General features: G+C 73.3%; 22 protein-coding genes. 13 read left to right on the top strand and 9 right to left on the bottom strand.

The annotated features are described in order from the left end of the window. Positions 1-75: 75 nt before the first annotated feature. From H958_RS0131170 to H958_RS0131160, 3 genes are all read right to left on the bottom strand, one after another. Positions 76-546, bottom strand: a complete 471-nt coding sequence (locus H958_RS0131170; RefSeq protein WP_028061523.1) for a winged helix-turn-helix transcriptional regulator — start codon at positions 544-546, stop codon at positions 76-78. A 94-nt stretch (positions 547-640) separates the two neighbouring features. Then, complete coding sequence (locus tag H958_RS41730; protein ID WP_051325062.1) at positions 641-2,923, bottom strand: CocE/NonD family hydrolase; 2,283 nt, start codon at positions 2,921-2,923, stop codon at positions 641-643. Positions 2,924-3,028: 105 nt separating this feature from the next. Further along, positions 3,029-4,141, bottom strand: coding sequence for an acyltransferase family protein (locus tag H958_RS0131160; protein WP_081686476.1), 1,113 nt, complete (start codon positions 4,139-4,141; stop codon positions 3,029-3,031). 71 nt (positions 4,142-4,212) lie between these two features. Here H958_RS0131160 and H958_RS0131155 point away from each other — a divergent pair, with 71 nt between their 5' ends. Next, positions 4,213-6,252 carry a RecQ family ATP-dependent DNA helicase gene (locus H958_RS0131155; protein WP_231379414.1) on the top strand — a complete coding sequence of 680 codons (2,040 nt, stop codon included), beginning with the start codon at positions 4,213-4,215 and terminating at the stop codon, positions 6,250-6,252. 157 nt (positions 6,253-6,409) lie between these two features. Beyond that, positions 6,410-7,396, top strand: a complete 987-nt coding sequence (locus tag H958_RS0131150) for a LacI family DNA-binding transcriptional regulator (RefSeq protein ID WP_037412149.1) — start codon at positions 6,410-6,412, stop codon at positions 7,394-7,396. On the opposite strand, the gene H958_RS0131145 is transcribed toward H958_RS0131150, so the two are convergent. Then, positions 7,344-8,327 (bottom strand): LacI family DNA-binding transcriptional regulator, encoded by a 984-nt coding sequence (locus H958_RS0131145; protein ID WP_051325061.1) that lies wholly within the window; start codon positions 8,325-8,327, stop codon positions 7,344-7,346. The genes H958_RS0131150 and H958_RS0131145 overlap by 53 nt on opposite strands. A 57-nt stretch (positions 8,328-8,384) precedes the next feature. Here H958_RS0131145 and H958_RS0131140 point away from each other — a divergent pair, with 57 nt between their 5' ends. Continuing rightward, positions 8,385-9,305 carry a PfkB family carbohydrate kinase gene (locus H958_RS0131140; protein WP_028061518.1) on the top strand — a complete coding sequence of 307 codons (921 nt, stop codon included), beginning with the start codon at positions 8,385-8,387 and terminating at the stop codon, positions 9,303-9,305. Positions 9,306-9,320: 15 nt separating this feature from the next. Here the strand turns inward: H958_RS0131140 and H958_RS0131135 are convergent, their stop codons facing one another. Further along, entirely contained in the window at positions 9,321-10,790 is a 1,470-nt protein-coding gene (locus H958_RS0131135; protein ID WP_051325060.1) for an MFS transporter, read from the bottom strand. A 61-nt stretch (positions 10,791-10,851) separates the two neighbouring features. Between H958_RS0131135 and H958_RS0131130 the strand changes: the two genes are divergently transcribed. Further along, complete coding sequence (locus tag H958_RS0131130) at positions 10,852-11,289, top strand: MarR family winged helix-turn-helix transcriptional regulator (protein WP_028061516.1); 438 nt, start codon at positions 10,852-10,854, stop codon at positions 11,287-11,289. Here the strand turns inward: H958_RS0131130 and H958_RS47100 are convergent. Then, a complete protein-coding gene (locus H958_RS47100) occupies positions 11,286-11,432 on the bottom strand; it encodes a hypothetical protein (RefSeq protein WP_156028431.1) in 147 nt (48 codons plus the stop codon). The genes H958_RS0131130 and H958_RS47100 overlap by 4 nt on opposite strands. Positions 11,433-12,116: 684 nt before the next feature. On the opposite strand from H958_RS47100, the gene H958_RS0131120 reads away from it, so the two are divergent. Further along, a complete protein-coding gene (locus H958_RS0131120) occupies positions 12,117-13,160 on the top strand; it encodes a nitronate monooxygenase (protein ID WP_037412147.1) in 1,044 nt (347 codons plus the stop codon). Beyond that, on the top strand, positions 13,157-14,194 hold the full coding sequence (locus tag H958_RS0131115; RefSeq protein ID WP_051325059.1) for an enolase C-terminal domain-like protein: 1,038 nt from the start codon (positions 13,157-13,159) through the stop codon (positions 14,192-14,194). Before H958_RS0131120 ends, H958_RS0131115 begins: the two co-directional genes overlap by 4 nt. A 45-nt stretch (positions 14,195-14,239) precedes the next feature. Here the strand turns inward: H958_RS0131115 and H958_RS41725 are convergent, their stop codons facing one another. Then, positions 14,240-15,724, bottom strand: coding sequence for an MDR family MFS transporter (locus H958_RS41725; RefSeq protein WP_081686474.1), 1,485 nt, complete (start codon positions 15,722-15,724; stop codon positions 14,240-14,242). Between the two features lie 84 nt (positions 15,725-15,808). Here H958_RS41725 and H958_RS44455 point away from each other — a divergent pair, with 84 nt between their 5' ends. Genes H958_RS44455 through H958_RS41715 form a run of 3 tightly spaced genes read left to right on the top strand, consistent with a single transcriptional unit; the run spans position 15,809 to position 18,519 of the window. After that, entirely contained in the window at positions 15,809-16,552 is a 744-nt protein-coding gene (locus tag H958_RS44455) for a protein kinase family protein (protein ID WP_051325058.1), read from the top strand. A 58-nt stretch (positions 16,553-16,610) separates the two neighbouring features. Beyond that, on the top strand, positions 16,611-17,366 hold the full coding sequence (locus tag H958_RS0131100; RefSeq protein WP_028061512.1) for a tyrosine-protein phosphatase: 756 nt from the start codon (positions 16,611-16,613) through the stop codon (positions 17,364-17,366). A gap of 22 nt (positions 17,367-17,388) precedes the next feature. Then, complete coding sequence (locus H958_RS41715; protein ID WP_051325057.1) at positions 17,389-18,519, top strand: PucR family transcriptional regulator; 1,131 nt, start codon at positions 17,389-17,391, stop codon at positions 18,517-18,519. A gap of 134 nt (positions 18,520-18,653) precedes the next feature. Here the strand turns inward: H958_RS41715 and H958_RS0131090 are convergent, their stop codons facing one another. Both H958_RS0131090 and H958_RS41710 read right to left on the bottom strand, forming a co-directional pair. After that, entirely contained in the window at positions 18,654-19,064 is a 411-nt protein-coding gene (locus tag H958_RS0131090; protein ID WP_028061511.1) for an FHA domain-containing protein, read from the bottom strand. Continuing rightward, the gene (locus H958_RS41710) at positions 19,061-20,587 is read right to left on the bottom strand and encodes a GAF domain-containing protein (RefSeq protein WP_051325056.1); all 1,527 of its coding nucleotides are present in this window, start codon (positions 20,585-20,587) and stop codon (positions 19,061-19,063) included. Before H958_RS41710 ends, H958_RS0131090 begins: the two co-directional genes overlap by 4 nt. A 29-nt stretch (positions 20,588-20,616) precedes the next feature. On the opposite strand from H958_RS41710, the gene H958_RS0131080 reads away from it, so the two are divergent. The 4 genes from H958_RS0131080 to H958_RS0131065 are packed head-to-tail and all read left to right on the top strand — an operon-like array spanning position 20,617 to position 24,644. After that, the gene (locus tag H958_RS0131080) at positions 20,617-21,558 is read left to right on the top strand and encodes an ATP-NAD kinase family protein (protein ID WP_028061510.1); all 942 of its coding nucleotides are present in this window, start codon (positions 20,617-20,619) and stop codon (positions 21,556-21,558) included. A gap of 33 nt (positions 21,559-21,591) precedes the next feature. Next, positions 21,592-22,587, top strand: a complete 996-nt coding sequence (locus H958_RS0131075; protein WP_028061509.1) for a thiamine pyrophosphate-dependent dehydrogenase E1 component subunit alpha — start codon at positions 21,592-21,594, stop codon at positions 22,585-22,587. Positions 22,588-22,590: 3 nt separating this feature from the next. Further along, positions 22,591-23,607, top strand: coding sequence for an alpha-ketoacid dehydrogenase subunit beta (locus H958_RS0131070; protein ID WP_028061508.1), 1,017 nt, complete (start codon positions 22,591-22,593; stop codon positions 23,605-23,607). Further along, on the top strand, positions 23,607-24,644 hold the full coding sequence (locus H958_RS0131065) for an acetoin dehydrogenase dihydrolipoyllysine-residue acetyltransferase subunit (RefSeq protein WP_037412144.1): 1,038 nt from the start codon (positions 23,607-23,609) through the stop codon (positions 24,642-24,644). The genes H958_RS0131070 and H958_RS0131065 overlap by 1 nt, the downstream gene beginning before the upstream one ends. The last annotated feature ends 2 nt before the right edge of the window (positions 24,645-24,646 follow it).

Raw genomic sequence — 24,646 nt, 5'->3', positions numbered from 1 at the left:
AAGGTGATGAGAGCGCGGCGCGCGGCGCAGGGGCCTCTCGGTCGGGTCCGCTGCGGCAGCGCTCCCGTCTCGTGCTCAGATCGCGCGGGCACGGGCGCCCGGGCCCGGGTGCGACTCGAGCTGCTGGAGCGACTCGACCTCGTGGCCGTCCTCGCAGACCATGGCGACGCGGACGCGCCGGCCGCAGTCGCGGTGGCGGACCTCCGTCGCCGGGCCCCCGGGGTCCGCCACGTAGGCGTCGCCCCACTGCAGCAGGGCGAGGAGGACGGGGTAGAGGTCGCCGCCCTTGCCGGTCAGCCGGTACTCGTCGCGCGGGCGGCTGCCCGGCTCCTGGTAGCGGGCGCGCTCGAGCAGGCCGGCGCCGACGAGCTGGTTCAGCCGCTGGCTCAGCACCGGGCGCGAGACGCCGAGGTGGCGCTGGAGCTGGTCGAAGCGCCGGATGCCCTGGAAGGCCTCGCGCAGCACCAGGAACGTCCACGGCCGGCCCACGAGCTCGAGCGTCCGGCCGATCGAGCAGTTCGACGTGTCCGTCTCGAGCCACTCCACGGATCCCGAGCCTACACGACTGGGTGCGGCGGCTGAACCCAGCTGCTCGCCTGACGCCGGGCGCGGCCCCCGTGCGGGGGCCGCGCCCGCCGGCTCACGGCGCGGTCGTCGAGAGCGTGAACGTCAGCGTCGTGCCGTAGCTGCCCGTGCGCAGCGGCTCGTTCGCGCCGATGTGCTGCTTGAACGCGATCGTGACCGGATCGTTGGAGGCCGGTCCCGTCCACGTGGTCTTGGAGAGCTGCACCTGCACCGGCTCGGCGAGCGAGAACGCGCCGTTGGCCAGGCGGCCGGGCTCCGACGACGTCAGCGCCGCGTCACCCGCCGTGGAGATCACGCCGGCCGTCGTCTGCGCGCCGTAGGTGCCGTCGACGCCCGGCGCGAAGGCGCCGAAGCTCGCCGGACCGGCGAGCGACAGCGCGAGCGTGGCGGGAACCGTGCCGCCCACGTCCTGCTGCGCCGTGACCGGCTCCAGCGCGCCCGCCTTCACGAGCGCGTCGTAGCCGCCGACGACCGGCAGCGACACCTTGCTGAGCTTCGAGTTCAGCGTGATCGTCGTGCCCGTCGTGCCGTTGCGCTCGAGGTTCGAGAAGTTCGCCATCAGCACGATGCCGACGCGGTGGCCGGCCGGGATCGTGTAGTCCACCGGAAGGATCGGGAACTTGAACTCGTACTCCGTGCCCGGCGTCACCGGCACGTCGGCGTACAGCGAGTCGCGGTTGGACGAGTCGAGGATCCCGCGCGAGATGCGCCAGCCCTGGGTCGCCGTGACCGTCACCGTCGGCTTGATCGGCTGCTGGTAGCAGGCGTCGTAGTCCATCACCTTGCCGTCGGGACCGGTGCGCGTCGAGGACGAGCCCCAGCAGTCGCTCGGCGCGTTCGCGGGCGTCGAGACGCCGTCGCTGGAGCGCGTGATCTGCGTGCTGGGGCCGTAGTCGACGAGCATCGCCGAGAGATTGGACTGCGGCTTGTCCAGCGACGCGCGGATGTCGATCCGCGGCGTGCCCGAGAAGCGCAGGTCGGTCTTCAGCGGCGGCGAGAGGAAGACGCGGCGGTTGTTCTGCGTCGTCCCGTCCGCGATGTTCAGCGCCGTCGCCTCGCTCTGGTTGGAGAGGTCGGTCCACTTCAGCGTGTCGGTGTTGCCGCCCGTGGCGCCGCCGAGCTTGCCCGGCGTGGACGGCGTGTCGCCCTGCAGGTAGACGTCGACGTCCTTGGAGCCCGGCAGCGGCCAGTCGGGGTACGCGTGCCAGTTGTCCTTGGTGTCCTCGATCAGGACGCGCGGCTGCTCCATGATCCCGTTGTCGATCCCGAACAGCCAGTGGTCGAACCACTGATGCAGCTCGTCCATCCACTCTGCGCGATTGGTCATGAACGGATCGATGTGACCCTCGCGGCACAGCCACAGCTTGCGCGGGACGTTGGCGGCCGCGAGCCGGTACCACCACTCGGAGAACTGGTCGGGCTTGACGTTGTCGTCCTGCAGGCAGTGCGTCTCGAACACCGACGCCTTGATCCTGCTCACGTCCGGCCGGTAGTTGCGGGCGTCCCAGAATGGGTTCATCGTGCCGTCGGCGTCGCCGTCGAGCAGGCTCATCGCGTCGCGCGCGGGCGCGCAGTGAGCCTGGTCCCCGGGGTCGGTGACGTAGTTGGACAGCCACGCCGGATAGTGGGCGGTGGAGCCGATCACGCCGCCCATCCGCGAGTAGTCGTACCAGGAGGAGATCGCCGAGATCGGGACGATCGTCGTGAGCCCTTCGACGCCGGTCGCCGCGACCGCGTTGGGCAGCGTGCCGTTGTAGGAGCGGCCGATCATCGCCGACTTGCCGCTGTGCCAGTCCGCGACGATGGGGTGCGCGGTGCCGGTGACGGAGTCGTAGCCGGGGGCGCGGCCGTTGAGCCAGTCGACGACGACCTTGATGCTCTGCACGTCGCTCGGCCCGCCGTTGGTCGCGCAGCCCGTCGAGTTCGCCGTGCCGTCCATCTCGGCGAGGATCACGGCGTAGCCGCGCGGGACGAAGTAGTTGTCGTACCAGAGCGGCCAGCGGTCGTTGAGCCCGTCGCCGTCGACGTCCGCGATCGACTGGTTGACGAACTGCCCGGGCGCCGACGTGTAGTACGGGCTGGGCGCGACGATCGCCGGCACCTTGAAGCCCGGCCCGGACTCCTTCGGGCGCATGATCTCGATCGCCGTGCGGTCCTCGACGCCGTCCATGTCGGCGTCCTGGCCGTTCGGGATGTAAACCCGCTCGCGCGTCGCCTGGTCGTAGTCGAAGACCGGCGCGGTCTTCCCCCCGACCACGGATATCTGCGCGTGCGCTGTCCCGCTCGCCCCGAACATCGCCAGCGCGGCGAGCGCGCCGACGGCGATCCTGCCCTTCATTCTCATCTCGGACCCCTCCGGGAGTGGTTCTGGCTCCTCCGAGCGCCACTCTGCCCGCACGCGCCGCGAGAGTCCACGCCTTCCGCGTGGAGGTCACTCCACGGGCTAGGTCTCGGCGAGCGCGGGGCCGCGGCTCGGGCGCGGCGCGCGGCGGCGCGCGAGCGCGCGGGCGGTGAGGCGCATGACCGGGCGCTCGAGCAGGAAGTAGCTGAGCGCGGCGAGCGCGAACGTGATGGGGAGGATGCGGAGGAGTGCGGCGCCGAACGCGCGCGGGAACTCATGGTGCATCTGCAGCCAGTAGATGGCCGGGTAGTGCCACAGGTAGATGCCGTAGGAGAGCGTCCCGAGGGCGCGCAGCGGCGGGCTGCCGAGCAGCGGAGCGGGGCGCAGCGAGACCGCCCACAGCATCGCGGCGAAGCCGATCGAGGCGGGCAGGTCGCGCAGGGCGTGGAAGACGACGCTGTAGCCCTGCGTGTGCCACCAGCAGTCGGCGAGCACGGTCGCGGCGCCGGCGAGGAAGACGGCGCGCGTCACGCGGCGGCGCGGCTGCGCGCCGTGGGAGAGCACGGCCGCGGCGATGCCGCAGGCGAACGTCGCGAGGTAGCTCGGCAGCGTCCAGGTGATCTCCGGCCGCCAGCCCTGCAGCACGGCGGCGGTCGTGAACGCGGTGCCGGCGGCGACGAGGGCGGCGCACACCGCCAGGAGCTTCAGGCGCCAACGCCCTGCGCGGATCAGCGCGAGCCCGATCAGCGGCAGCAGGATGTAGAACGACACCTCGACGTGCAGCGACCACATCGGCGGGTCGAGCTGGTTGCGCGTCTCCGGGAACACGTTCGCGAGGAAGACGACGAACTTCGGGATGTCGTGCAGCGGGACGTCCCGGCCGTGCCCGGTGCCGTGCAGCAGCGCGACGGCGCCGGCGAGCGCGAGCCAGTACGCGGGCGCGATCCGCGCGAGCCGGCGGACGACGTAGCTCGCGAGCTGCGGCGCGGCGCGCTCGCCGCGCGCCGCGGCGACCCACGGCTTGGCCAGGAGGAAGCCGGAGAAGACGAAGAACAGCAGCACGCAGACGCGCAGCTCGCCCATCCAGCGATCTACGGTCAGGTCCTTGCCCGGCAGGTTCGCGCCGGTGTACATCCAGGCATGCAGCAGCACGACGCCAAGCGCCGCCAGCCCTCGCAACCCGTCGAGGGGATGAAGTCGTCCCTTGCCCGCCATCGGCTCAAGGCTGAGTCGTCTCCCGAAGCGGGGGCGAAGAAAACGTCACATGTCCTAACGTCGAGATGCAGATGAATCCCGACGAGCTGCTCACCCGCCTCGCGGGCCCGGACGCCCGCTTTCGCGAGCACCAGCGCGAGGCGATCACCGATCTCGTGGAGGATCGCGCGCGCGTCCTGTGCGTCCAGCGCACCGGCTGGGGGAAGTCCGCCGTCTACTTCCTCGCCACGGCGCTGCTGCGCGAGCGCGGCGCCGGGCCGGCGCTGATCGTCTCGCCGCTGCTGGCGCTGATGCGCAACCAGATCGCCGCGGCCGAGCGGCTGGGGATCCGCGCGCACACGATCAACTCGACCAATCGCGACGCCTGGGACGCGGTGCGCGGGCTGCTCGCCGACGACGCGGTCGACCTGCTGCTGATCAGCCCCGAGCGCCTGAACAACCCGAGGTTCCGCGAGGAGATGCTGCCGCTGTTCGCGTCGCGCGTCGGGCTGCTGGTGGTCGACGAGGCGCACTGCATCTCCGACTGGGGCCACGACTTCCGGCCCGACTACCGGCGCCTCGCGGAGATGCTCGAGGCGCTGCCCGAGGGCGTCGCCGTGCTGTGCACGACGGCGACGGCGAACGACCGCGTGGTGGCCGACGTCGCGGAGCAGCTCGCCGTCGGCCGGGTCAGCGCGCTGCGCACCTACCGCGGTCCGCTGGGGCGCGCCTCGCTGCGGCTCGAGGTCGTCGAGCTGCCGGGTCAGGCGGACCGGCTCGCGTGGCTCGCGACGCACCTGCCGTCGCTGCCGGGCTCCGGGATCGTCTACACGCTGACCAAGCGCGACGCCGACGTCGTCGCCGAGTTCCTCTCCGGCCACGGCGTGCCGGCCGAGGCGTACTCGGGCGAGGTCGCCAACGAGCTGCGCGTCGAGGTCGAGGAGCGGCTGCTGCGCAACGAGCTCAAGGCCGTGGTGGCGACGAGCGCGCTCGGGATGGGCTACGACAAGCCGGACCTCGGCTTCGTCGTCCACTACCAGGCGCCCGGGTCGGTGATCTCCTACTACCAGCAGGTCGGCCGCGCCGGCCGTGCGATCGAGCGCGCCGACGTCGTGCTCCTGCGCGGCGCCGAGGACCGCCGGATCCAGGACTTCTTCATCGAGCAGGCGTTCCCGCCGCGCGACCGCGTGGAGCGGGTCCTGGAGGCGTTGAGCGACGGACCGGCGTCGACGCCGGAGCTGACCGCGGTAGTGAACCTCGGCCGCGGGCGGTTGGAGGCGATGCTGAAGGTGCTCGACGTCGAAGGCGCGGTCACGCGCGACGGCTCGCAATGGGTGCTCGCCGACGGCGGGGGCTGGGAGTACGACGGCGAGCGCTATGCGAACGTGACAGCGCTGCGGCGTCGCGAGCAGGCGGCGATGGCGGCGTTCGGCGCGGACGGCCGCTGCTTGATGCGCGCGCTACAGGAGGAGCTGGACGACCCGGCGCCGGCGGACTGCGGCATCTGCTCGGTCTGCGCCGGCCCGCGCTTCGACGGGCCGCTCGACCCCGTGCTCGTGCGCGAGGCGGCGCTGCACCTGCGCTCGCGCCCGCTCGTGCTGGAGACGAAGAAGATGGCGCCCGATCGCGAGGGGAAGATGCGCAAGCTCGGGGACGACGTGCGCGCCGAGGAGGGGCGGGCGCTCGCGCGGCTCGGCGACGGCGGCTGGGATCCGCTCGTGCGCGAGGGCCGCAGCAAGGGGCGCTTCGGCGACGAGCTGGTCGACGCTGCGGCGTCGGCCGTGCGCACGTGGGGCGCGCCGGTCGCCTGGGTCACCGCGATCCCGTCGATGCGCAGCGGCGAGCTGGTACCCGACTTCGCGCGCCGCGTGGCGGACGCGCTGCAGCTCCCGTACGTCGCCGCCGTCGAGCGCGCCCGCGACGCGCCGCCGCAGCGCGAGATGGAGAACTCGGCGCAGCAGGTGGCCAATGTGCGCGGGGCGTTCGCGGTCGTGGGTGAGCCGCCCGGCTCGCCCTGCCTGCTCGTGGACGACATCCGCTTCTCCGGCTGGACGCTCGCGATGGTCGCCGGGCAGCTGCGCCGCCGCGGCTCGGGTCCGGTCCACCCGTTCGCACTCTCGACGGCGTTCTGAACCCGACGCGGGGCGCATGCTCGGATAGGCCTTGCCGAAGGCGGAGCCTCTCGATTGCGAGGGTTTCCTCGAATAGCGTTTTCGTGCCTGGAAACAGGGCGTATCACCGCTACGTTCCAACGCGGTGGAAACGTTTCGTCAGCAGCGACGCCCCACGATGCGCGACGTAGCCGCCGCCGCGGGCGTGAGCCTGAGCACGGTGTCGCGCGTGGTCAACGGGATCGAGGTCCAGAGCGAGCTCGGGCGGCGCGTGCGCGAGGCCCTGCTCCGGCTGGACTACAGGCCCGATCAGCCGTCGCCGGAGGCCCCCCGCGACGCCGGCGCGATCGGCCTCGTCTGCGACGACATCGCGGATCCGTTCTTCGCCGCGCTCCAGCGGGGGATCGAGGACGTCGCCTACGACCGTGGCTCGCTCGCGTTCGCCGCGAGCTCCGACACCGCTCCGGGACGCGAGCGCGAGGTCGTGAGCGGGCTCGCCGCGCGCGGCATCAAGGGGCTGATCGTGGCGCCGGCCGCGACCGACGAGCGCCATCTGCGGCGTGAGCGCGAGGCCGGACTCGCGCTCGTGTTCGTCGATCGCCCGCCGCGCTGGCTCGAGGTCGACGCCGTGCTGAGCGACAACGCCGGCGGCACGCGGGCCGCGGTCGCGCATCTCGCGGTGTCCGGGCACCGGCGGATCGCGTTCCTCGGCGACCGGGAATGGCTCTTCACGGCGACCGAGCGCCTGCGCGGCTACCGCGAGGGCGTCGCGGCGGTCGGCGCGGTGGCGGACAAGCGCCTCGCGCGCCTGGGGCTCGCCAACCGCGAGGCGGCTCGCGAGACCGCGCTCGAACTGCTGTACTCGCCCGAGCCTCCGACCGCGCTGCTCGCGAGCACGCGCCCGACCACCCTCGGCGCACTCGACGCCGTCCGCGCGGCGGCGTCGTCCAACGGCGCCGGCCGGGTCGCCGTCATCGGCTTCGACGACGTTGCGCTCGCCGGCGCGGTCGGCATCCCCGTCGTCGCGCAGGACCCGCGCGCGATGGGCCACGCCGCCGCGCGACTGCTGTTCGCGCGGCTCGAGGGGCGCGAGGGGCGCCCGGGACGCCTCGTCATCCCGACACGGCTGCTAGCTCCCCCGAGCCGCGTCGGATCAGCCGTGTAGGCATCAGGATGCGGCGCGGCGGGCCGTGCTCGCCGTTCATGCGCGCGAACAGGAGCTCGCCGGCCGTCCGGCCCAGCGCGTGCGGATCCTGCGCCACGACGGTGAGCCCGGGCGCCAGCGCGTCGGCGAGCGGGACGTCGTCGAAGCCGACGTGCGCGACCCGGTCGCGCACGCCGAGGTCGTGCAGCGCGCGCACCGCGCCGAGCGTGACGAGGTTCTGCGACGTGAACAGCGCGGTCGGCGGGTCGGGCGCGGCGAGCACCTCGCGCGTGACCGCGTAGGCGCGCTCCTCGCCCAGGTCCTGGTGCACGAGCCCCGGGGCAACCTTCCCGACCGCCGTGCGATGGCCCTGGAACCGCTCGCTCGCGGTGAACAGCCACGCGCGGTCGCCGAGGTAGGCGATGCGCCGGTGGCCGGCGGCCATCAGGTGCTCGACCGCCGCGCGGGCGCCGCCGGCGTTGTCGCTCAGCGCGGCGTCGGCCTCGATCCAGTGTCCCGGCCGGTCGACGAACACGAGCCGGAGGCCTGCGGCGTGCTCGCGCTCGAGGTAGCGGTGGTCGGGGCCGGCGGGGGCGATCACCAGCCCGTCGACGCGGCGGGAGACGAACGCCTCGGCGAGCGCGCGCTCGCGCGCGGCGTCGTCGGACGAGCCGGACAGCGTGAGCACGCCGCGCTCGCGCGCGTAGTCCTCGACGCCGCGGTGGACGGCGGAGAAGAACGGGTTCGCGACGTCCTCGATGATGATCGCCACGCTCGCCGAGACGCGGTCGGCGCGGCGCAGGGCGCTCGCCGCCTCGTCGCGCTGGTAGCCGAGCAGCCCGACGGCGTGCCGCACGCGTGCGGCGAGGTCGGGCGCCACCTTGGGGTCGCCGTTGATGGTTCGCGAGACGGTGCTCAGGCTGACGCCGGCCAGTGCGGCGACGTCCTTCATGGTCGGGCGGCGGGCCACAGGCGCTGCACCCTTGCACACGGCGTAGGGTTCGCGGCCATGCCCATCCTGGTTGGCGGCGAGGCGCTGTTCGATCTCGTTCACGAATCCCCTCATGAGCTGCGCGCCCACGCGGGCGGAGGGCCGTACAACACGGCGCGCACGCTCGGCCGGCTCGAGCGCGACGTGCATTATCTCGGGTGCCTGTCCGACGACGGCTTCGGCGCGCAGCTGCGGTCGTCGCTGGCCGAGGACGGCGTGAAGCTCGACACCGTGCTCGACACGTCGCTCCCGACGACGCTGGCGCTGGCGGAGCTCGACGCCGGCGGCTCGGCGACGTACCGCTTCTATACGGAGGGGACGGCGGCGCCGTCGCTGGAGCCCGAGGCCGCGCTGGCCATGCTCCCGCCCGACGTCGAGATGCTGCACGTCGGCACGCTGGGGCTCGTGATGGAGCCGACCGCCATCGCGCTGCAGGCGGTGGTCGAGGCGGTCTCGGGGAGCGCACTGGTGATGGTCGATCCGAACTGCCGCCCGACGTTCATCCCCGACCAGGGCACGTACCGCCGCAGCCTGTCGGCGACCCTGCAGTACGTGCACGTGGTCAAGGCCAGCGTCGACGACCTCCGGTACCTCGAGCCCGACCTCGCTCCCGCCGAGGCGGCGCGCGCGCTGCTCGAGGAGGGCCCGCGCGTGGCGCTGGTCACCGCGGGCGGCGACGGTGCGCTGGTCATCACGCCCGACCTCGAACTGCGCGTGCCGGCGCCGGCGGCGCGCGTCGTGGACACGATCGGCGCCGGCGACGCCTTCGGTGGCGGCTTCCTCGCCTGGTGGAGCCTTCGCGGCCTCGGCCGCGACGACCTCGCCGACACCGACGCGGTCCGGGAGGCGACCCGCTTCGCATGCGTCGTGGCGGCGCGGACCTGCGAGCGCCCGGGAGCCCAGCCCCCGAGGCTCGCCGAGGTCGCATCCCAAGCCTGAATCCCTCAGACGCGTTTACATGAGCGCCTCTGAGGTCTTTACGGTCTCGATCACCGTGACCTCCTCGCGCGGCCGCGGCTGACGGACGACGAGCAGGGCGACGAGGGCGGCGACGGCGGCCGAGCCGGCGCCGACGGTGAACGCGAGGTGGTAGCCGTCGGTCAGCGCGCTCGCGCGCGACGCGCCCTCGGCGACGAGGGTGCGCGTGTGGTCGGTGGCCAGGGTGCCGAGGATCGCGATGCCGAGCGCCGCGGAGACCTGCATCGAGACGTTGACGATCCCGGAGGCGAGGCCGGCGTCGCGCTCGGGGACGTCGGACATCGCGGTCGTCAGCAGCGGCAGCATCGAGAGCCCGCCGCTGAGGCCGAGGGCGATGAACGAGAGCAGCAGCAGCGGGAAGTAGCCCGCGTGCTCGCCCGCCTGCGAGAGGCCCGCGAGGCCGGCGATCGTCAGCGACGTTCCGGTCAGCACGAGCGGCAGCGGGCCGAAGCGCGCCATCAGCCGGGCGCTGAGGCCGAGCGACATGATCAGGACCGAGAGCGTCATGGGCAGGAACGCGAGGCCGGTCTGCAGCGAGCTGAAGCCGAGGACCTGCTCGAGGTAGAGCGCGCCCAGGAAGAACGAGCCGAACCAGCCCACGACGATCAGCCCGCGCACGAAGCTCGCGCCGATCAGCGAGCGCAGCCGCAGGATCCAGAGCGGGAAGATCGGGTTGCCGGCGTGCGCCTCCCACCAGCCGAACGCGGCCAGCAGGATCACGCCGCTGCCGCCGAAGCCGAGCGTGTGCGAGGAGCCCCAGCCGTGCTCGGCCGAGGTCACGATCGCGTACACGAGCAGCATCAGGGCGCCGGTCACGAGCAGCGAGCCGACGACGTCGAGGCCCTTGCGCAGGCCGATCGCCTCGGTCTCGTTGATCAGCAGCGCACCGAGCCACAGCGCGATCAGGCCGATCGGAAGGTTCACGAAGAAGATCCAGTGCCAGTCCAGCGACTGGGTCAGCGCGCCGCCGGCGATCAGGCCGAGCGACCCGCCGGCGGTGGAGGTGAACATGTAGGCGCTCATCGCCTTGATGCGCTCGTCAGGGCGCGGGAACTCGGTGACGATGAGGGCGAGGACCGCCGAGGAGGCGATCGCTCCGCCGAGGCCCTGGACGAAGCGGGCGGCGATCAGGACGACCTTGTCGTCCGCGAGCCCGCAGAGGGCGGAGGAGGCGGTGAAGATGATCAGGCCGAGGAGGAAGACCTTCTTGCGGCCGACGAGGTCGCCGAGGCGGCCGGCCATCAGCAGGAAGCTGCCGAAGGCGATCAGGTAGGCGTTCACGACCCAGGTCAGGTCGGCCTGTGAGAACCCGAGATCGCGCTTGATGGAAGGCAGCGCGACGTTCACGATCGTCGCGTCCACCACCATCATCAGCTGGCCGAGGCAGACGACCGCCAAGGCGATCCAGCGGCGCCGGTCGGCGCTAAGTGCGTTGGTGATAGTCACTAGGTCATGGACTATATCTGATCGAGTGAGAATCCACCAAGCTGCTACTATGTGGACGCACATGTCCACTTCAAGCGAGCTCGGATCGATGGTGCTGCTGACGCGCCTGTCCCGGCTCGTCTATCGGAGCGCGACCGAGGACATCCTCGGCATGAAGATGAAGGCGTACGCCACGCTTTCGACGCTGCGCAACGGGCCGCTGCCGCAACAGCAGCTGTGCATCTCGATGCACCTGGATCCCAACAACTGCGTGCTGCTGCTGAACGAGATGGAGGCGGCAGGACACGTCCGCCGCACGCGCGATCCCGCCGATCGCCGGCGTCATATCGTCGAGGTGACCGAGGAGGGCCGCAAGGCGCTCGCGCGCTCGGACACGGCGCTGAACACGGTCGAGGACCAGGTCCTCGGTCCGCTCAGCCCGGAAGAGCGCGAGACGCTCCGGCAACTGCTCGACCGGGCCCTCGCTGGGGACCCGGCCGAGCAGTCGGTACCGGTCTAGGCGACGTCGAGCCGCGGGCTGGTGCAGTTCGCCACGTGACAGACGGCCGGCTGGCCGGCCGCGCCCTGGTGGAAATGCACCTGCGGTTCCGCGTCGTGCTCGCCGATCGCCCGCTTCAGCGCGGCGACGATGCGTCGTGCCATGGGGAGCCCTTTCTTGGGGAGGAGAGAAAGAACCGGCGCGCGAGATAGTAACACGCTTGTGACAGAACGCAAGCGCTTGCGGGAAGGCCGGTTAGGGGCTCGCGAAGTGGGCGCGGGTGACCGCTTGCGCACGGGCGCCCGCTGGCTCTGGGCGGCCGCGCGCAGTTCGCCGCTCGTGCGCGCGTCCGCGGCGCGGCGCACGTGCCGCCATCGCGATCTGCGCGGCTCGCCGGCGTCTCCGCGCGCCGCGCGGCGGCCTCGGGAGAACTTGCGTGCGCGGTTCGCGGGGCCGCGATGATCGTTTCGGCGCCGCGCGGCGAGCGCGTGCGCGACGAAGCTTCGAATAGTTCGAAGGTTCGTAAGGCACGCCGGCGGGCGGGGCGCGGTGATGGTCGGGTGTGGGCGAAGTGGACGCGCGGGGTGATCGATCGTGAACGTCAGGCCAGCGGGCCGGTGGGACCCGATCCTGCGGAGCGTCCGCGGGGTACCGCGCACGTGCCGCGACCGCGATCCGCGCGACTCGCCGGCGTCGCCGCGCGGCCGCGCGGGGCCCCGCGCCGCCGTCGCCGCTGAGCCCGCGGCTCGCGGACGCGGCCGGTAGACAGGCGCCGCTCGCCAACGTGCTCAGTGACCATGAGCAGCGTGCGGCCGCGCCCGCAACTCGCGGGACATACGATCTTGCCCATGAGCGTGCTGGATCGCCTGGAGGTCCCCATCGTCCTGGCGCCGCTCGCCGGCGGGCCGTCGACGCCGGAGCTGGCGGCGGCGGTCAGCGAGGGCGGCGGCCTCGGCTTCCTCGCCGCGGGCTACCTGACCGCGGCCGCGACGCGCGAGCGGATCGCCGCGCTGCGCGAGTTGACCGCGCGGCCGTACGGCCTGAACCTGTTCGTCCCGGGCGCGCCGTCGGACCCGGCGTCCTACGGCGACTACGCGCGGCGCGTCGCCGCCGAGCGCGAAGGCGCGGGCGAGCCGCGCTTCGAGGACGACGACTGGGCCGCGAAGCTGGCGCTGGTCGAGGACGTCGCGCCGCCCGTCGTGTCGTTCACGTTCGGCTGCCCGTCTGCCGGCGAGATCGCGCGCGTGCGGGCGGCAGGATCCGAGGCATGGGTGACGGTGACGAGCCCGCAGGAGGCCGAGACCGCGCTCGCCGCGGGCGCCGACGGGCTCGCGGTGCAGGGCAGCGAGGCCGGCGGCCACCGCGGGGGCTTCACCGACGCGCCCGACGTCGCGCTGTTCTCGCTGCTGCCGCTGCTGCAGCTGATCGCGGCGGACACCGACAAGCCGCTCGTCGCCGCGGGGGGCATCGCGACCGGCGGCGCGGTGGCGGCGGCGCTGTGCGCTGGGGCGTCCGCGGCGGCCGTCGGGACCGCGTTCCTGCGCGCGCGAGAGGCCGGCACGCCGGCGGCCCACCGCGAGGCGCTCGCGACCGACCGTCCGACCGGGTTCACGCGCGCGTTCACGGGCCGGCTCGCGCGCGGGATCCGCAATCGCTTCATGGACGAGCACCCCGACGCGCCGCTCGCGTACCCGGAGATCCACCACCTCACGTCGCCGATCCGCAGGGCCGCGCGCGAGGCCGGCGACGGCGAGTCGATCAACCTGTGGGCCGGCGAGGCGCACGCGCTCGCGGAGGAGCGGCCGGCGGCGGAGATCCTCGCGGGCCTGGCGACCGGCGCCCGCGAGGCGCTGGCGCGGGCGGAGCGCCGGCTGAGCGAAGGCGCGCCGTGAGCACGGGCACCGGGAGCGATCTTCTCGCCGCGGCGCTCCAGCGCGCGCCCGCCCTCACGGTCCGCTCCCTGCGCGTGCGCGCCGTCGAGCTTCCCGCCGATCCGCCCGTCGAGACCGCGGCCGGGACGCTGACGACGTTCCCGCTCGCGCTGATCGACCTCCAGACCGAGCAGGGCGTCACCGGGCGGACGTACGTCGCGACCTACACGCCCGAGGGGCTCGCGGGGGTCGTCGCGGCGCTGAACGCGCTCGACATCGCCGGCCGGCCCGTCGCAACGCTCTCCGACGACCTGCGCCCGCGCTTCTTCTTCACCGGCACGGCCGGCCTCATGGGCTACGCCCTCGGCGGCCTCGACATGGCCGCGTGGGACGCGCTGGCGCGTGCCGCGGAGCTGCCGCTGGCGACCCTGCTCGGCGGCGCGCCCGAGCCGGTCCCCGCCTACGGCAGCCTGACGTCCCGCGCCGGCGCGGATGCCGAGGCCCGCGCCGCGGAGGGATTCCCGGCCCTCAAGGTCAAGTCGACCGATCCAGCGGTGATCGCCCGCATCAAGGCGCTCGGCGTCGATCTCATGGTCGACCTCAACCAGCAGCCGATCCCGGACATCGAGCGCCTCGACGACGCGGGACTGGTCTGGATCGAGGAGCCGTTCCCCGCCGCCGACCTCGCCGCCTACGCGCGCTTCACCGCGGCCACCGCCACGCCGGTCCAGGCCGGCGAGAGCTGGTGGTCGCCGGAGGAGGCGCGCCGCAGCGTCGAGGCCGGCGCGACCGACCTCGTGATGCCCGACGTCGCCCGGGTCGGCGGCGTCACGGGCTTCCTGCGCGTCGCCGCCCACGGCCTGCCGACGAGCACGCACCTCTACCCCGAGGTCAGCGCCCACCTGCTCGCCGCGATCCCGAACGGGCACTACCTCGAGCACCTCGACAAGGCGGGGCCGATCCTGCAGGAGCCGGTCGTGGCGAAGGACGGGACGGTGATGCCCGGCGGCCCGATCGAGTGGGACGAGGCCGCCGTCACGCGCTTCAGCGTGTGAGCACGTCCGCGTCCGGCACGAACGGCAATCGCTCGCCGCGGGGATCTACGTCGTGCGCAGCGGCACTTCCTTGAGCCCGAGCGCGACGAAGAACGCGAGCACGACGACCGGCACGCCGATGAAGAACACGTCGTCGAGCGCGTCCGAGAACGCGGTCAGCACGTGCTCGCGCACGGCGCCGTGCAACGCCTGGATCGCCTGCACGTTGTTGGTGTCCGCCTTCGGTGCGTTGCCGCCGAACTCGTCGGCGAGGTGGACGGTGAGCCGGCTCGCCAGCACCGCGCCGAACGCGGCCGCGCCGATCGCACCGCCGATCTGGCGGAAGAACGTCGTCGCGCCGGTGGCGGTGCCGAGGTCCGCGCGGTCGACGGCGTTCTGGATCGCGGTCAGGATCGTCTGCATCGTCAGGCCCAGGCCGGCGCCGAGCAGGAAGATCGCGATCGCCGCCTTCCAGTAGGGCGTGTCCGCGCCGAGCCGCGACAGCCCGAGCAGCGAGAGCGTCAGCAGCACCGCGCCGATGACCGGGAAGATCTTGTAGCGCCCGGTGCGCGAGATCAGCTGCCCGGCGGGGATCGAGGTCGCGAAGATGCCCACCATCGCCGGCAGCAGCGCCAGCCCTGACAGCGTCGGCGACATCCCCTGCACCGCCTGCAGGTAGAGCGGCAGGAAGATGATCGTCCCGAACATCACGATGCCGGCGAGGAAGCCGTACAGGTTCCCCACGCAGAAGATCGGGTTGCGGAACAGCCTCATCGGCAGGATCGGCTCGGGCGCCCGCAGCTCGATGCACACGAACGCGACGCCCAGCCCCAGCGCGCCGGCCAGCAGCGCGAGCGCTCCCGTCTCGCCCCAGCCGTAGTCCTTGCCGCGCCAGTTCAGGTACAGCAGCAGGCACGTCACCGAGGCGATGATCGTCGCCGCGCCGAGGTAGTCGATCGAGTGCTCGCGCCGGCGCACCGGCAGCTTGAGCGCGCTCGAGGTGATCACCAGCGCGGCGATCCCGATCGGCACGTTGATGAAGAAGATCCAGCGCCAGCCGGGTCCGTCCGTGAACCAGCCGCCGAGCAGCGGCCCGGCGATGCTCGAGACGCCGAAGACGCCGGCGAAGTATCCCTGGTACTTGCCGCGCTCGCGCGGCGGGATGACGTCGCCGATGATCGACAGCGCGATCGCGAACAGCCCGCCACCGCCGACGCCCTGGAACGCGCGCGCGGCGATCAGCTCGGCCATCGTCTGCGCCATGCCCGAGAGCGCCGAGCCGATGACGAAGATGCCGATCGCCGCCTGGAAGATCAGCCGGCGCCCGTAGAGATCGGAGATCTTGCCCCACAGCGGGGTGACCGCCGTCGACGTCAGCAGGTAGGCGGTGACCACCCAGGAGAGCTTGTCGAGGCCCCCGAGCTCGCTCACGATCCGCGGCAGCGCGGTGCCGACGATGCTCTGGTCCAGCGCGGCGAGCAGCATGCCCGCCATCACGCCGGCGAGGACGACGAGGATCTGACGGTGCGTAAGCGGACTGGTGTCGACCATTTCGCCACACACTATGGAGGACTTGGCGGGAGCACGCGCATCGGCTCTAATGGGCGCGGGTCGGTGAACGGAAGGGAAGTCAGGGTGCGGAACCTTCAGCCGGGGGCGCGGCTCGCCGGCTACCGAATCGAGTCGATCGAGCGTGACGACGGCGCCGCCTCGGTGCTGCGGGCGCAGGATCCCGTCGAGGGCCGGACGGTCGCGCTCTACGTCGCCGCCGAGCCGCCCGGCGCTGTCGCGGCCGTGCGCTTCCTCGAGCGCGCGCAGCGCCTGCGCGGCGTCGTGCATCCGCACGTGCTGCCGGTCTACGAGGCGCGTACCGCCGGCGGGTGCGCGCTCGCGATCGCCGAGGCGCCGCCCGGCCGCCGGCTCGATCTCCTGCTGCGCGACGGCCCGCTGACGCCGGAGCGCGCGACGCGGATCGCGGGCCAGGTCGCCGAGGCGGTCCAGGCGCTGGAGGGCGCCGGCGCGGAGCTGCCGCCGGTGACGCCGGAGCGCGTATGGATCAGCGCCGAGCACGCGTACCTGGATCCGCTGGACGGCCGCAGCATTCTCGCGCGCACCGACCGGCCGCCCTCGTCACCGGCCGCCGTTGCGAGCCTGCTCGCCGCGATGTTGCGCGGCGAGGAGCCGCCGCAGCCGCTGCTCGAGATCGTCGCGCGCGCGGCCGACGGCGCCTACTTCTCGGTCGGTCAGGTCGCCGAGGCGCTGCGCCGGCTCGAGACCGGCACGGCCGACCGCGCCCGGCGCCGGCGGCGCGCCGCGCTGGCGGTCGTCCTGATCGCGACGCTGGTGCTCGCCGCGATCATCGTGCTCTCGATCGTGTGATCGCGGCGTGACCGCGCTCGAGCGCCGTCGGCACGGCCTTCTAGTGTGATGGGGCCGCATGTCGTACGTCGATCTCCATTGCCACATCCTCCCCGGCCTCGACGACGGGGCGGCGACGATGGAGGAGACGCTCCGCCACGCTCGCCGCCTCCACGCCGAGGGCGTGCGCGACGTGGCGTGCACCCCGCACGTCAAGCGCGCGCACTTCCGGGGCATCCACCTGTCCGGGCTCGCGCAGGCGCGCGAGGAGGCCCAGCGAGCGATCGAGGGCGAAGGCCTCGGCGTTCGGCTGCACCCCGGCGGCGAGCTCGCGCACCGCGACGCACTACTGCTGTCCCCCCAACAGCTGCGCCACATCGCGCAGGGGCCGGCCGGCGCGCGCTGGCTGCTGCTCGAATGCCCGTTCGCAGGCATCGACGAGGACTTCGTAACCGCCGCGCAGCGGCTCTCCGTCCTCGGCTACGGCCTGCTGCTCGCGCATCCCGAGCGCGCCGCGGGCGGTCACGACGCCCTGTGGCCGCTGGTGGAGGCCGGCGCCCTGCTGCAGGTCAACGTCTGCTCGCTGCTCGGCAACCACGGGCTCGACGTCCAGGAGCTGGCGGCCGACTTCGTGCGCCGCGGCCTCGCGTACTGCCTGGCCTCGGACGGGCATCCCGGCTCGCGCGATCACACGCTCCAGCTCGGCTTCCACCTGCTTCTCGCGGCGGGCGCGTCCAGCGCGCAGGCCTACCGGCTGACGCAGTCCAATCCGCGCTTCCTGCTGCACCAGGGCATCCCGAGCCTCGACTTCGAGCCGGTCGCCGCCTCATCTTGAACCCTCTACGCTCGCTCCCCAGGTGGAGCGCGGACTTCAGGAGATCGTCGACGCGCTGAGCCTGCGGCTGAGCCGTCCGGTGCTGGTCGACGACCTGGAGCTTCGCCCGCTCGCGTACAGCATCCAGTTCGGCGAGCTCGACGAGGTGCGCACGGCGAGCATCCTCGGGCGGCTCGCGCCCGAGACCGCGCGGATGGCACTGCACGACGAGGGCATCCGCACGGCCACCGGCCCGCTGCGGATCCCGGCGCATCCGGAGATCGGCATGCGGGCGCGCGTGTGCGTGCCGCTCGTCGGCGGCGGCCGCCGGCTCGGCTATCTGTGGCTGCTCGACGACCCGCCGGTGACCTCCGAGGAGCTGCGGCTCGCGCGCGCGGCCGCGGCCGAGGCCGCCGCGCTCGTGCAGCCCGACGCGGACGCCGCGCTGCACCGGCGCAGGCGCGAGCAGGAGCTCGTCGCCGCGCTCCTGAGCCCGGACGCGAGCCGCTCCGCGACGGCCGCGGCCGAGCTCGAGGCCGACCGCTACCTCCCGCTGCGCCCGCTGCGGGTGTGGGCCGCGGCGCCGGACGGCCCGGCCGCCGAGGACTGGCGTGCCGACGTGCTCGACCGCCTGCGTGCCCGGTTGCCGGCCAAGCAGGGGCTGTGCGGCGAGATCGACGGCGGCATCGTGGTGATCGCCGGCGGGCGCGGGATGCCCGGCGACGTGGTGACCGACGCGCTCGGCGCCGTGCGCGAGCCGCGCGTGCTGGTCGGCGAGGGCGAGGCGGTCGAGTCGCTGCGGGACGCCCGCACCTCGCACCGGCGCGCGCTCGCCGCCTTGCGGGTCGCGGGGCGCGAGCCGGCCGGCCGGGCGCGCTGGGAGGAGCTGGGGGTCGACCGGCTCGTGTCCTCGCTGCCGGACTCGGCGCTCGACGATCTGCCCGACGGACTGCGGCGGCTGCTGGAGGCCGGCGACGAGGCGCTCGTGCGGACGCTCGAGGCCTACCTGGATCACGCGGGCGACGTGAAGGCGACGGCGGCGGCGCTGTCGCTGCACCGCGGCGGCCTGTACTACCGGCTGCGGCGCATCGAGGAGCTGGCGGAGATCGATCTGCGCAACGGCGAGGACCGGCTCCTCTGCCATCTCGCGCTGCGGCTCGCGCGGCTGGGTTGAGCCCGGCGCTCACAGCGGGATTCGCCCGGCCGGCTCCACCCCCGCCGAGGGGCGTGCCTGGTGGACCCGCCGCGACGACCGCGCTGCTGCGCGCCATATCGTCCTGACCATGCACCGCGCGGGTCCGCCGCGGGCTATCTGAGCTGCAGCAGCGTCTCGCCGAGCTGGAGCTCGTCGCCGCGGCGCAGCCGGGCGCGCGTGACCGGACGCCCGTTCACGTAGGTCCCATTGCAGGAGCCGAGGTCGCGGATCGCGCAGAGCCCGCCGCGCAGCGCGATCTCGGCGTGCCGGCGCGAGACCGCGTCGTCGGGCAGCACGAGATCGCACGACGAGCTGCGCCCGATCCGCAGCGACGGCCCGAGCGGCCACTCGACCCCGTCGACGACGAGCGTCCGCGGGGCGGTGCGGCGGTGCCACCAGCGTGGGAGGTCCCACACCGCGTCCTCGCTCGCGCCGGACAGCGCGAGCGCGATCCGCGACTCCAGCGTCGACGTGCTCACGTGGCCCGCGGCGTAGGCCTCGCGAAGCTGGATGAGCGCCTTCATGCGGCGGGCTCCCGGAGCCGATGCACCCGGGCGATCGCGACCATGCCCCAGCGCCGCTCGAGCGAGCGCGCCCGCGCCTCGATCAGCGCGCGGTGCGGGTCGCCCGCCGGCGCGCGGCGGAGGAACTCGTGCATCGCGGCGAGGTCGTCGCGCCCCGGCTCGGTCTGCAGCCAGCGCCAGAGCCCGTCGAGCGACCCCGTCGCCGCCCGCCGCAGCGCGCCCTCGAGCTCGTCGCGCGCCTGCGCCACGCGCGGCGCGCCGGACTCCGCCAGCAGCGGCCCGCGGAAGGCGTCGAAGGCGGCGTCGACGTCCCCGGCGGCGAGCGCGGACTCGACCTGGAGGAAGTCGGCGTCGAGGTCGGCGAGCAGGCGGTAGGGACGGGCGGCGAGGCACGCGCCCAGCAGCTTGCGCAGCCGCGACATCTCCGCGCGCGTCGAGATGCGGTTGCCGGACTCGCCGTAGAGGTGCAGCGTGAGCTGCTCGGCGGTCAGCCCGTCCGGGTGCAGGGCGAGCAGCGCGAGGATCTCGGCGTGGCGCAGCGAGAGCGCGAGCGGTCCCGCCTCCCCGAGCGCCGCGGTCGCGGAGCGGCCGAGCAGCCGCAGGCGCAGCCGCGGGCGCGCGACGGTCCGCTCCGGGATCAGCCGCAGCACCCAGGCGCCGTCGGCCGCCGGCGGCGCGACCTCGAGCGGCTCGGCCAACGCGACGCGCCCGTCCTCGAGCGCGACCAGCCCGCCGCCGGGCGGGATCTCGACCGGCCCGGCGATCCAGCCCGCCGGATGGGCCAGGAGCACGCGGCCGCCGGCGCCGACCAGCGCGCTCGTGCCCGCGCCGGTCGTGCGCTCCAGATACAGCACGCGCAGCCGGTTCTCCTCGACCGCGAGCTTGTAGCGCAGCACGTCCTCGGCCATCTCGGCCGCCGCCATCACGAGCGCCAGGCTGTGCGGGTGCGCCGTGCGCATCGGCCCGCTGATGTCCACGACGCCGAGCAGCGCGCCGGTGGCGGGATCGTGGATCGGCGCGGCCGAGCACCACCACATGTGCTGCTCGGACAGGAAGTGCTCGGCCGAGAAGACCTGCACGGCGCGCTGGATCTCGAGCGCGGTGCCGATCGCGTTCGTCCCGGCGCTGTCCTCGGTCCACAGCATCCCTTCCGTGAACGTGATGCCCTCGGCGCGGTGCTTGACGCGGGGGTGCCCCTCGATCCACAGGATCCGCCCGGCGGCGTCGCAGATCACCATCACGTGCTCGGCGTCGAGCGCCAGGCCGCCGAGGCAGCGGCGCAGCGCGGGCAGCGCCTCGCCCAGCCCGGACGCCGCGCGGGCATCGTCCACCGCCTCCGGGGACAGCGCGCGCCTCGGGTGCAGGTGGTCCGGATCCAGACCCGCCGACGCCATCCGCGACCACGACTGCGAGATGACGGCGCGCACCGACGCCGGCTCGCGCGCCTCCCACGCGCGCCGCAGGGCGCGCGCGTGCGCCCGGATGTCCGTCCCGGCATCGACCGCGATGAAGGGATCGCGCACGGTGCTGCAACTGTAACGTCGAGCGCAGGGTGTCAGTGGGCATCGTGGCCAACCCGGCGTCAGGTCGCGACATCAGGCGACTGGTGGCGGGCGCCGGCGTGTTCGGCAACTCCGAGAAGGCCGGGATGGTCTACCGCGTCCTCACCGGGCTGGGCGCCGCGGGCGTCGATCGCGCGCTGATGATGCCGGCCGCCGACGGCCTCGGCTGGACGCTCGAGCGCCTGATCCGCGGCCACGGCGAGCCGCTCCCTCTCGAGGTGCTCGACATGCCGCTGACCGGCGGCGCGGACGACACGACGCGAGCGGTCCGCGAGATGGTCGCCCGCGGCGTCAGCGCGATCGTCGTGCTCGGCGGCGACGGCACCCATCGCGTCGTCGCCAAGGCGTGCGGCGACACGCCGATCGTCGCGCTCTCCACCGGCACCAACAACGCGTTCCCGGAGATGCGCGAGGCGACGATCGCCGGCCTTGCCGCGGGGCTCGCGACCGACGACGACATCCGCCGCGAGCCCGCGCTTGAGGTCGAGGCCGACGGGATCACCGACCTCGCCCTCGTCGACGTCGCGGTCAGCCCGCAGCGCTTCGTCGGCGCCCGCGCGCTGTGGCGCGCCGAGTCGATCACCGAGCTGTTCGTGACCCATGCGAACCCCGGCGCCGTCGGCCTGTCCGCGATCGCCGGCATGCTCGCGCCCGGCGCCAAGGGCGTCCACGTGACGCTCGGTGAGGGCGAGACGATCATGGCGCCGATCGCGCCCGGGCTGATCGTGCCGGTCGCGGTCGCGTCGTTCGCGCCGATCGACGGCCCCGTCCGGCTCGCGGCCGCCCACGGCTGCCTCGCCCTCGACGGCGAGCGCGAGATCGAGCGCCGCGCGCAGCCCGCCACCGTCCGGCTCACCGGCGGCCCGCGCCGGATCGACGTCGACGCCGTGATGCGCCGCGCTGCAACCCGGTTGCAACCCCGCACGGCGTAGCTTCCCCTTCGCAGTCGAGCGAGGAGGAGACGCATGTCTGCAGTCGCGCCCCCCACGACGGGGGAGCTCACGAAGGACCAGCTGCTCGAGGCCTATCGCGTGATGCGCACGATCCGCGACTTCGAGGAGCGCGCGCACGTGGAGTTCGCGACGGGGGACATCCCGGGCTTCGTCCACCTGTACGCGGGCGAGGAGGCGATCGCGGCCGGCGTGATCGGGCACCTTCGCGCGGACGACTTCGTCGCGTCCACCCACCGCGGCCACGGCCATGCGATCGCGAAGGGCTGCGACGTCAAGGGCATGATGGCCGAGATCTTCGGCAAGGCGACCGGGCTCTGCCGCGGCAAGGGCGGCTCGATGCACATCGCCGACCTCTCGCAGGGCATGCTCGGCGCCAACGGGATCGTCGGCGGCGGCCCGCCGCTGGTGTGCGGCGTCGGGCTGAAGGCGAAGGTGACCAAGACCGACCAGGTCGGCGTCTCGTTCACCGGCGACGGCGGGTCCAACCAGGGCACGTTCCTGGAGAGCCTGAACCTCGCGGCCTCGTGGCATCTCCCGTGCGTGTTCGTGGTCGAGAACAACGGCTACGCGGAGTCGACCTCCAGCAACTACCACCAGTCCGGCATCGACGTCGCCAAGCGCGCCGACGGGTTCGGCCTGCCGGGCATCACGGTCGACGGGTTCGACTTCTTCGCCGTCCACGAGGCGGCCGGCGAGGCCATCGCCCGCGCCCGCGCCGGCGGCGGCCCGACGCTGCTCGAGTGCAAGGTGATGCGCTACTTCGGCCACTTCGAGGGCGACCAGCAGACGTACCGCGGCGAGGGCGAGGTCGAGGCGCTGCGGCGCGACCGCGACTGCCTGGACGCGTTCGCCCGGCGCGTGACCGGCGCCGGGATGATCGAGCAGGAGGAGCTCGCGGCGATCGACGAGGCGACCCGCAAGCTGATCGACGAGGCGGTCGCGGAGGCGCGCTCCGCGCCGGACCCGAGCCCCGACGACGTGCTCACCGACGTCTACGTGAGGTACTAGGCCATGGCGCGCAAGATCACCTACCAGCAGGCGATCACGGAGGCGATCGCGTCCGAGATGGAGCGCGACCCGACCGTCGTGATCATGGGCGAGGACATCGCCGGCGGCATGGGCGCGCCGGGCGAGGACGACGCCTGGGGCGGCGTGCTCGGCGTCACCAAGGGGCTGTACGCGAAATACCCCGGCCGCGTGATCGACACGCCGATCTCGGAGTCGGCCTACGTCGGCGCCGCCGCGGGCGCCGCCGCCTCCGGGCTGCGGCCGATCGCCGAGCTGATGTTCGTCGACTTCCTCGGCGTGTGCCTTGACCAGATCTTCAACCAGGCCGCGAAGTTCCGCTACATGTTCGGCGGCAAGGCGGAGACGCCGATGGTCGTGCGGACGATGTACGGCGCCGGCATCCGCGCGGCGTCGCAGCACTCGCAGGCGCTGTACCCGATCTTCACCCACATCCCCGGGCTGAAGGTGGTCCTGCCCTCCAACCCGTATGACGCGAAGGGCCTGCTGATCCAGGCGATCCGCGACGACGACCCGGTCATCTTCCTCGAGCACAAGGTGCTCTACACGCTCGAGGGCGACGTGCCGGAGGAGAGCTACACGATCCCGTTCGGCGAGGCGAGCATCGTGCGCGAGGGGGGCGACGTGACCGTGGTCGCGCTCGGGCGGATGGTCCAGTTCGCGCGCGAGGCGGCCGAGGAGCTCGCGGGCGAGGGCATCGAGTGCGAGGTCGTCGACCCGCGCACGACGTCGCCGCTGGACGAGGACACGATCCTCGAGAGCGTCGAGAACACGGGGCGCCTCGTCGTCGTCGACGAGTCCGGCCCGCGCTGCGGCATGGCGGCGGACATCGTCGCGCGCGTGGCGCAGGAGGCGTGGAGCGAGCTCAAGGCGCCGCCGCGGATGGTCACGCCGCCGCACACGCCGGTTCCGTTCGCGCCCGTGCTCGAGGACGCCTACGTGCCCACGCCGGAAGGGATCGCGGCGGCGATCCGCGAGACGACCGGGACACCCGTCGCCTGATGATCGCGAAGCTGGGCATGCCGAAGTGGGGCCTCTCGATGACCGAGGGGCGCCTGCTGGACTGGCTCGTCGAGGAGGGCGCCGAGGTGTCCTCCGGCGACGAGCTGTGCGAGGTCGAGACGGAGAAGATCACGGGCGCGGTGGAGGCCACCGCGTCCGGGGTCCTGCGCCGCCGCGTGGGCGAGGTCGGCTCCGTCATCCCGGTCGGCGGGCTGCTCGGCGTGATCGCCGACGCGGCCGTGCCGGACGAGGAGATCGACGCGTTCGTGGCGGAGTTCGAGGCCAACTTCGTCCCCGAGGCGGAGGAGGACGAAGGTGCGCAGCCGGAGATGGCGGGGCCGCTCCGCTACCTGCGCCAGGGCGATGACGGCGATCCGATCGTGCTCATCCACGGCTTCGGCGGCGACTTGAACAACTGGCTCTTCGCGATGCCGGCGCTGGCCGAGGATCACCGCGTGTTCGCGCTGGACCTGCCCGGGCACGGCGGATCGTCGAAGGCGGTGGGCGACGGCACGGGGCTGGCCGCCGCGGTCGTCGAGTTCCTCGACTCGCAGGGGCTCGAGAAGCCGCATCTGATCGGCCACTCGCTCGGCGCGCTGATCGCCGCGCAGGTCGCCGCCCGCGGCCGGGCGGCGTCGCTGACGCTGATCGCCCCGGCCGGGTTCGGCCGGCCGGTCAACCGGGAGTACATCGACGGCTTCATCGCCGCCGAGTCGCGGCGCGAGCTCAAGCCCGTGCTGCAGCTGCTGTTCGCCGACGAGTCGCTCGTGACCCGCTCGCTCGTCGACGACGTGCTCAAGTACAAGCGCATCGACGGGGTCAAGGAGGCGCTCGAGACGATCGCCGGCGCCGCCTTCGTCGACGCGCCGGACGTCGACGTCCCGGTCCTCACGATCTGGGGCGCCGAGGATCGGATCATCCCGCCGGACCCGGACGCCCAGCTGATCGAAGGCGCCGGCCACTCGCCGCACATGGAGGCGGCCGGCGAGGTGAACCGGATGATCGAGCGATTCCTGACCACCAAGGCGGTGAGCTGAGC

This window comes from Candidatus Solirubrobacter pratensis, assembly GCF_000425945.1.
Classification (GTDB): Bacteria; Actinomycetota; Thermoleophilia; order Solirubrobacterales; family Solirubrobacteraceae; genus Solirubrobacter; species Solirubrobacter pratensis.
This window is presented reverse-complemented; position numbering and strand designations above follow the sequence as displayed.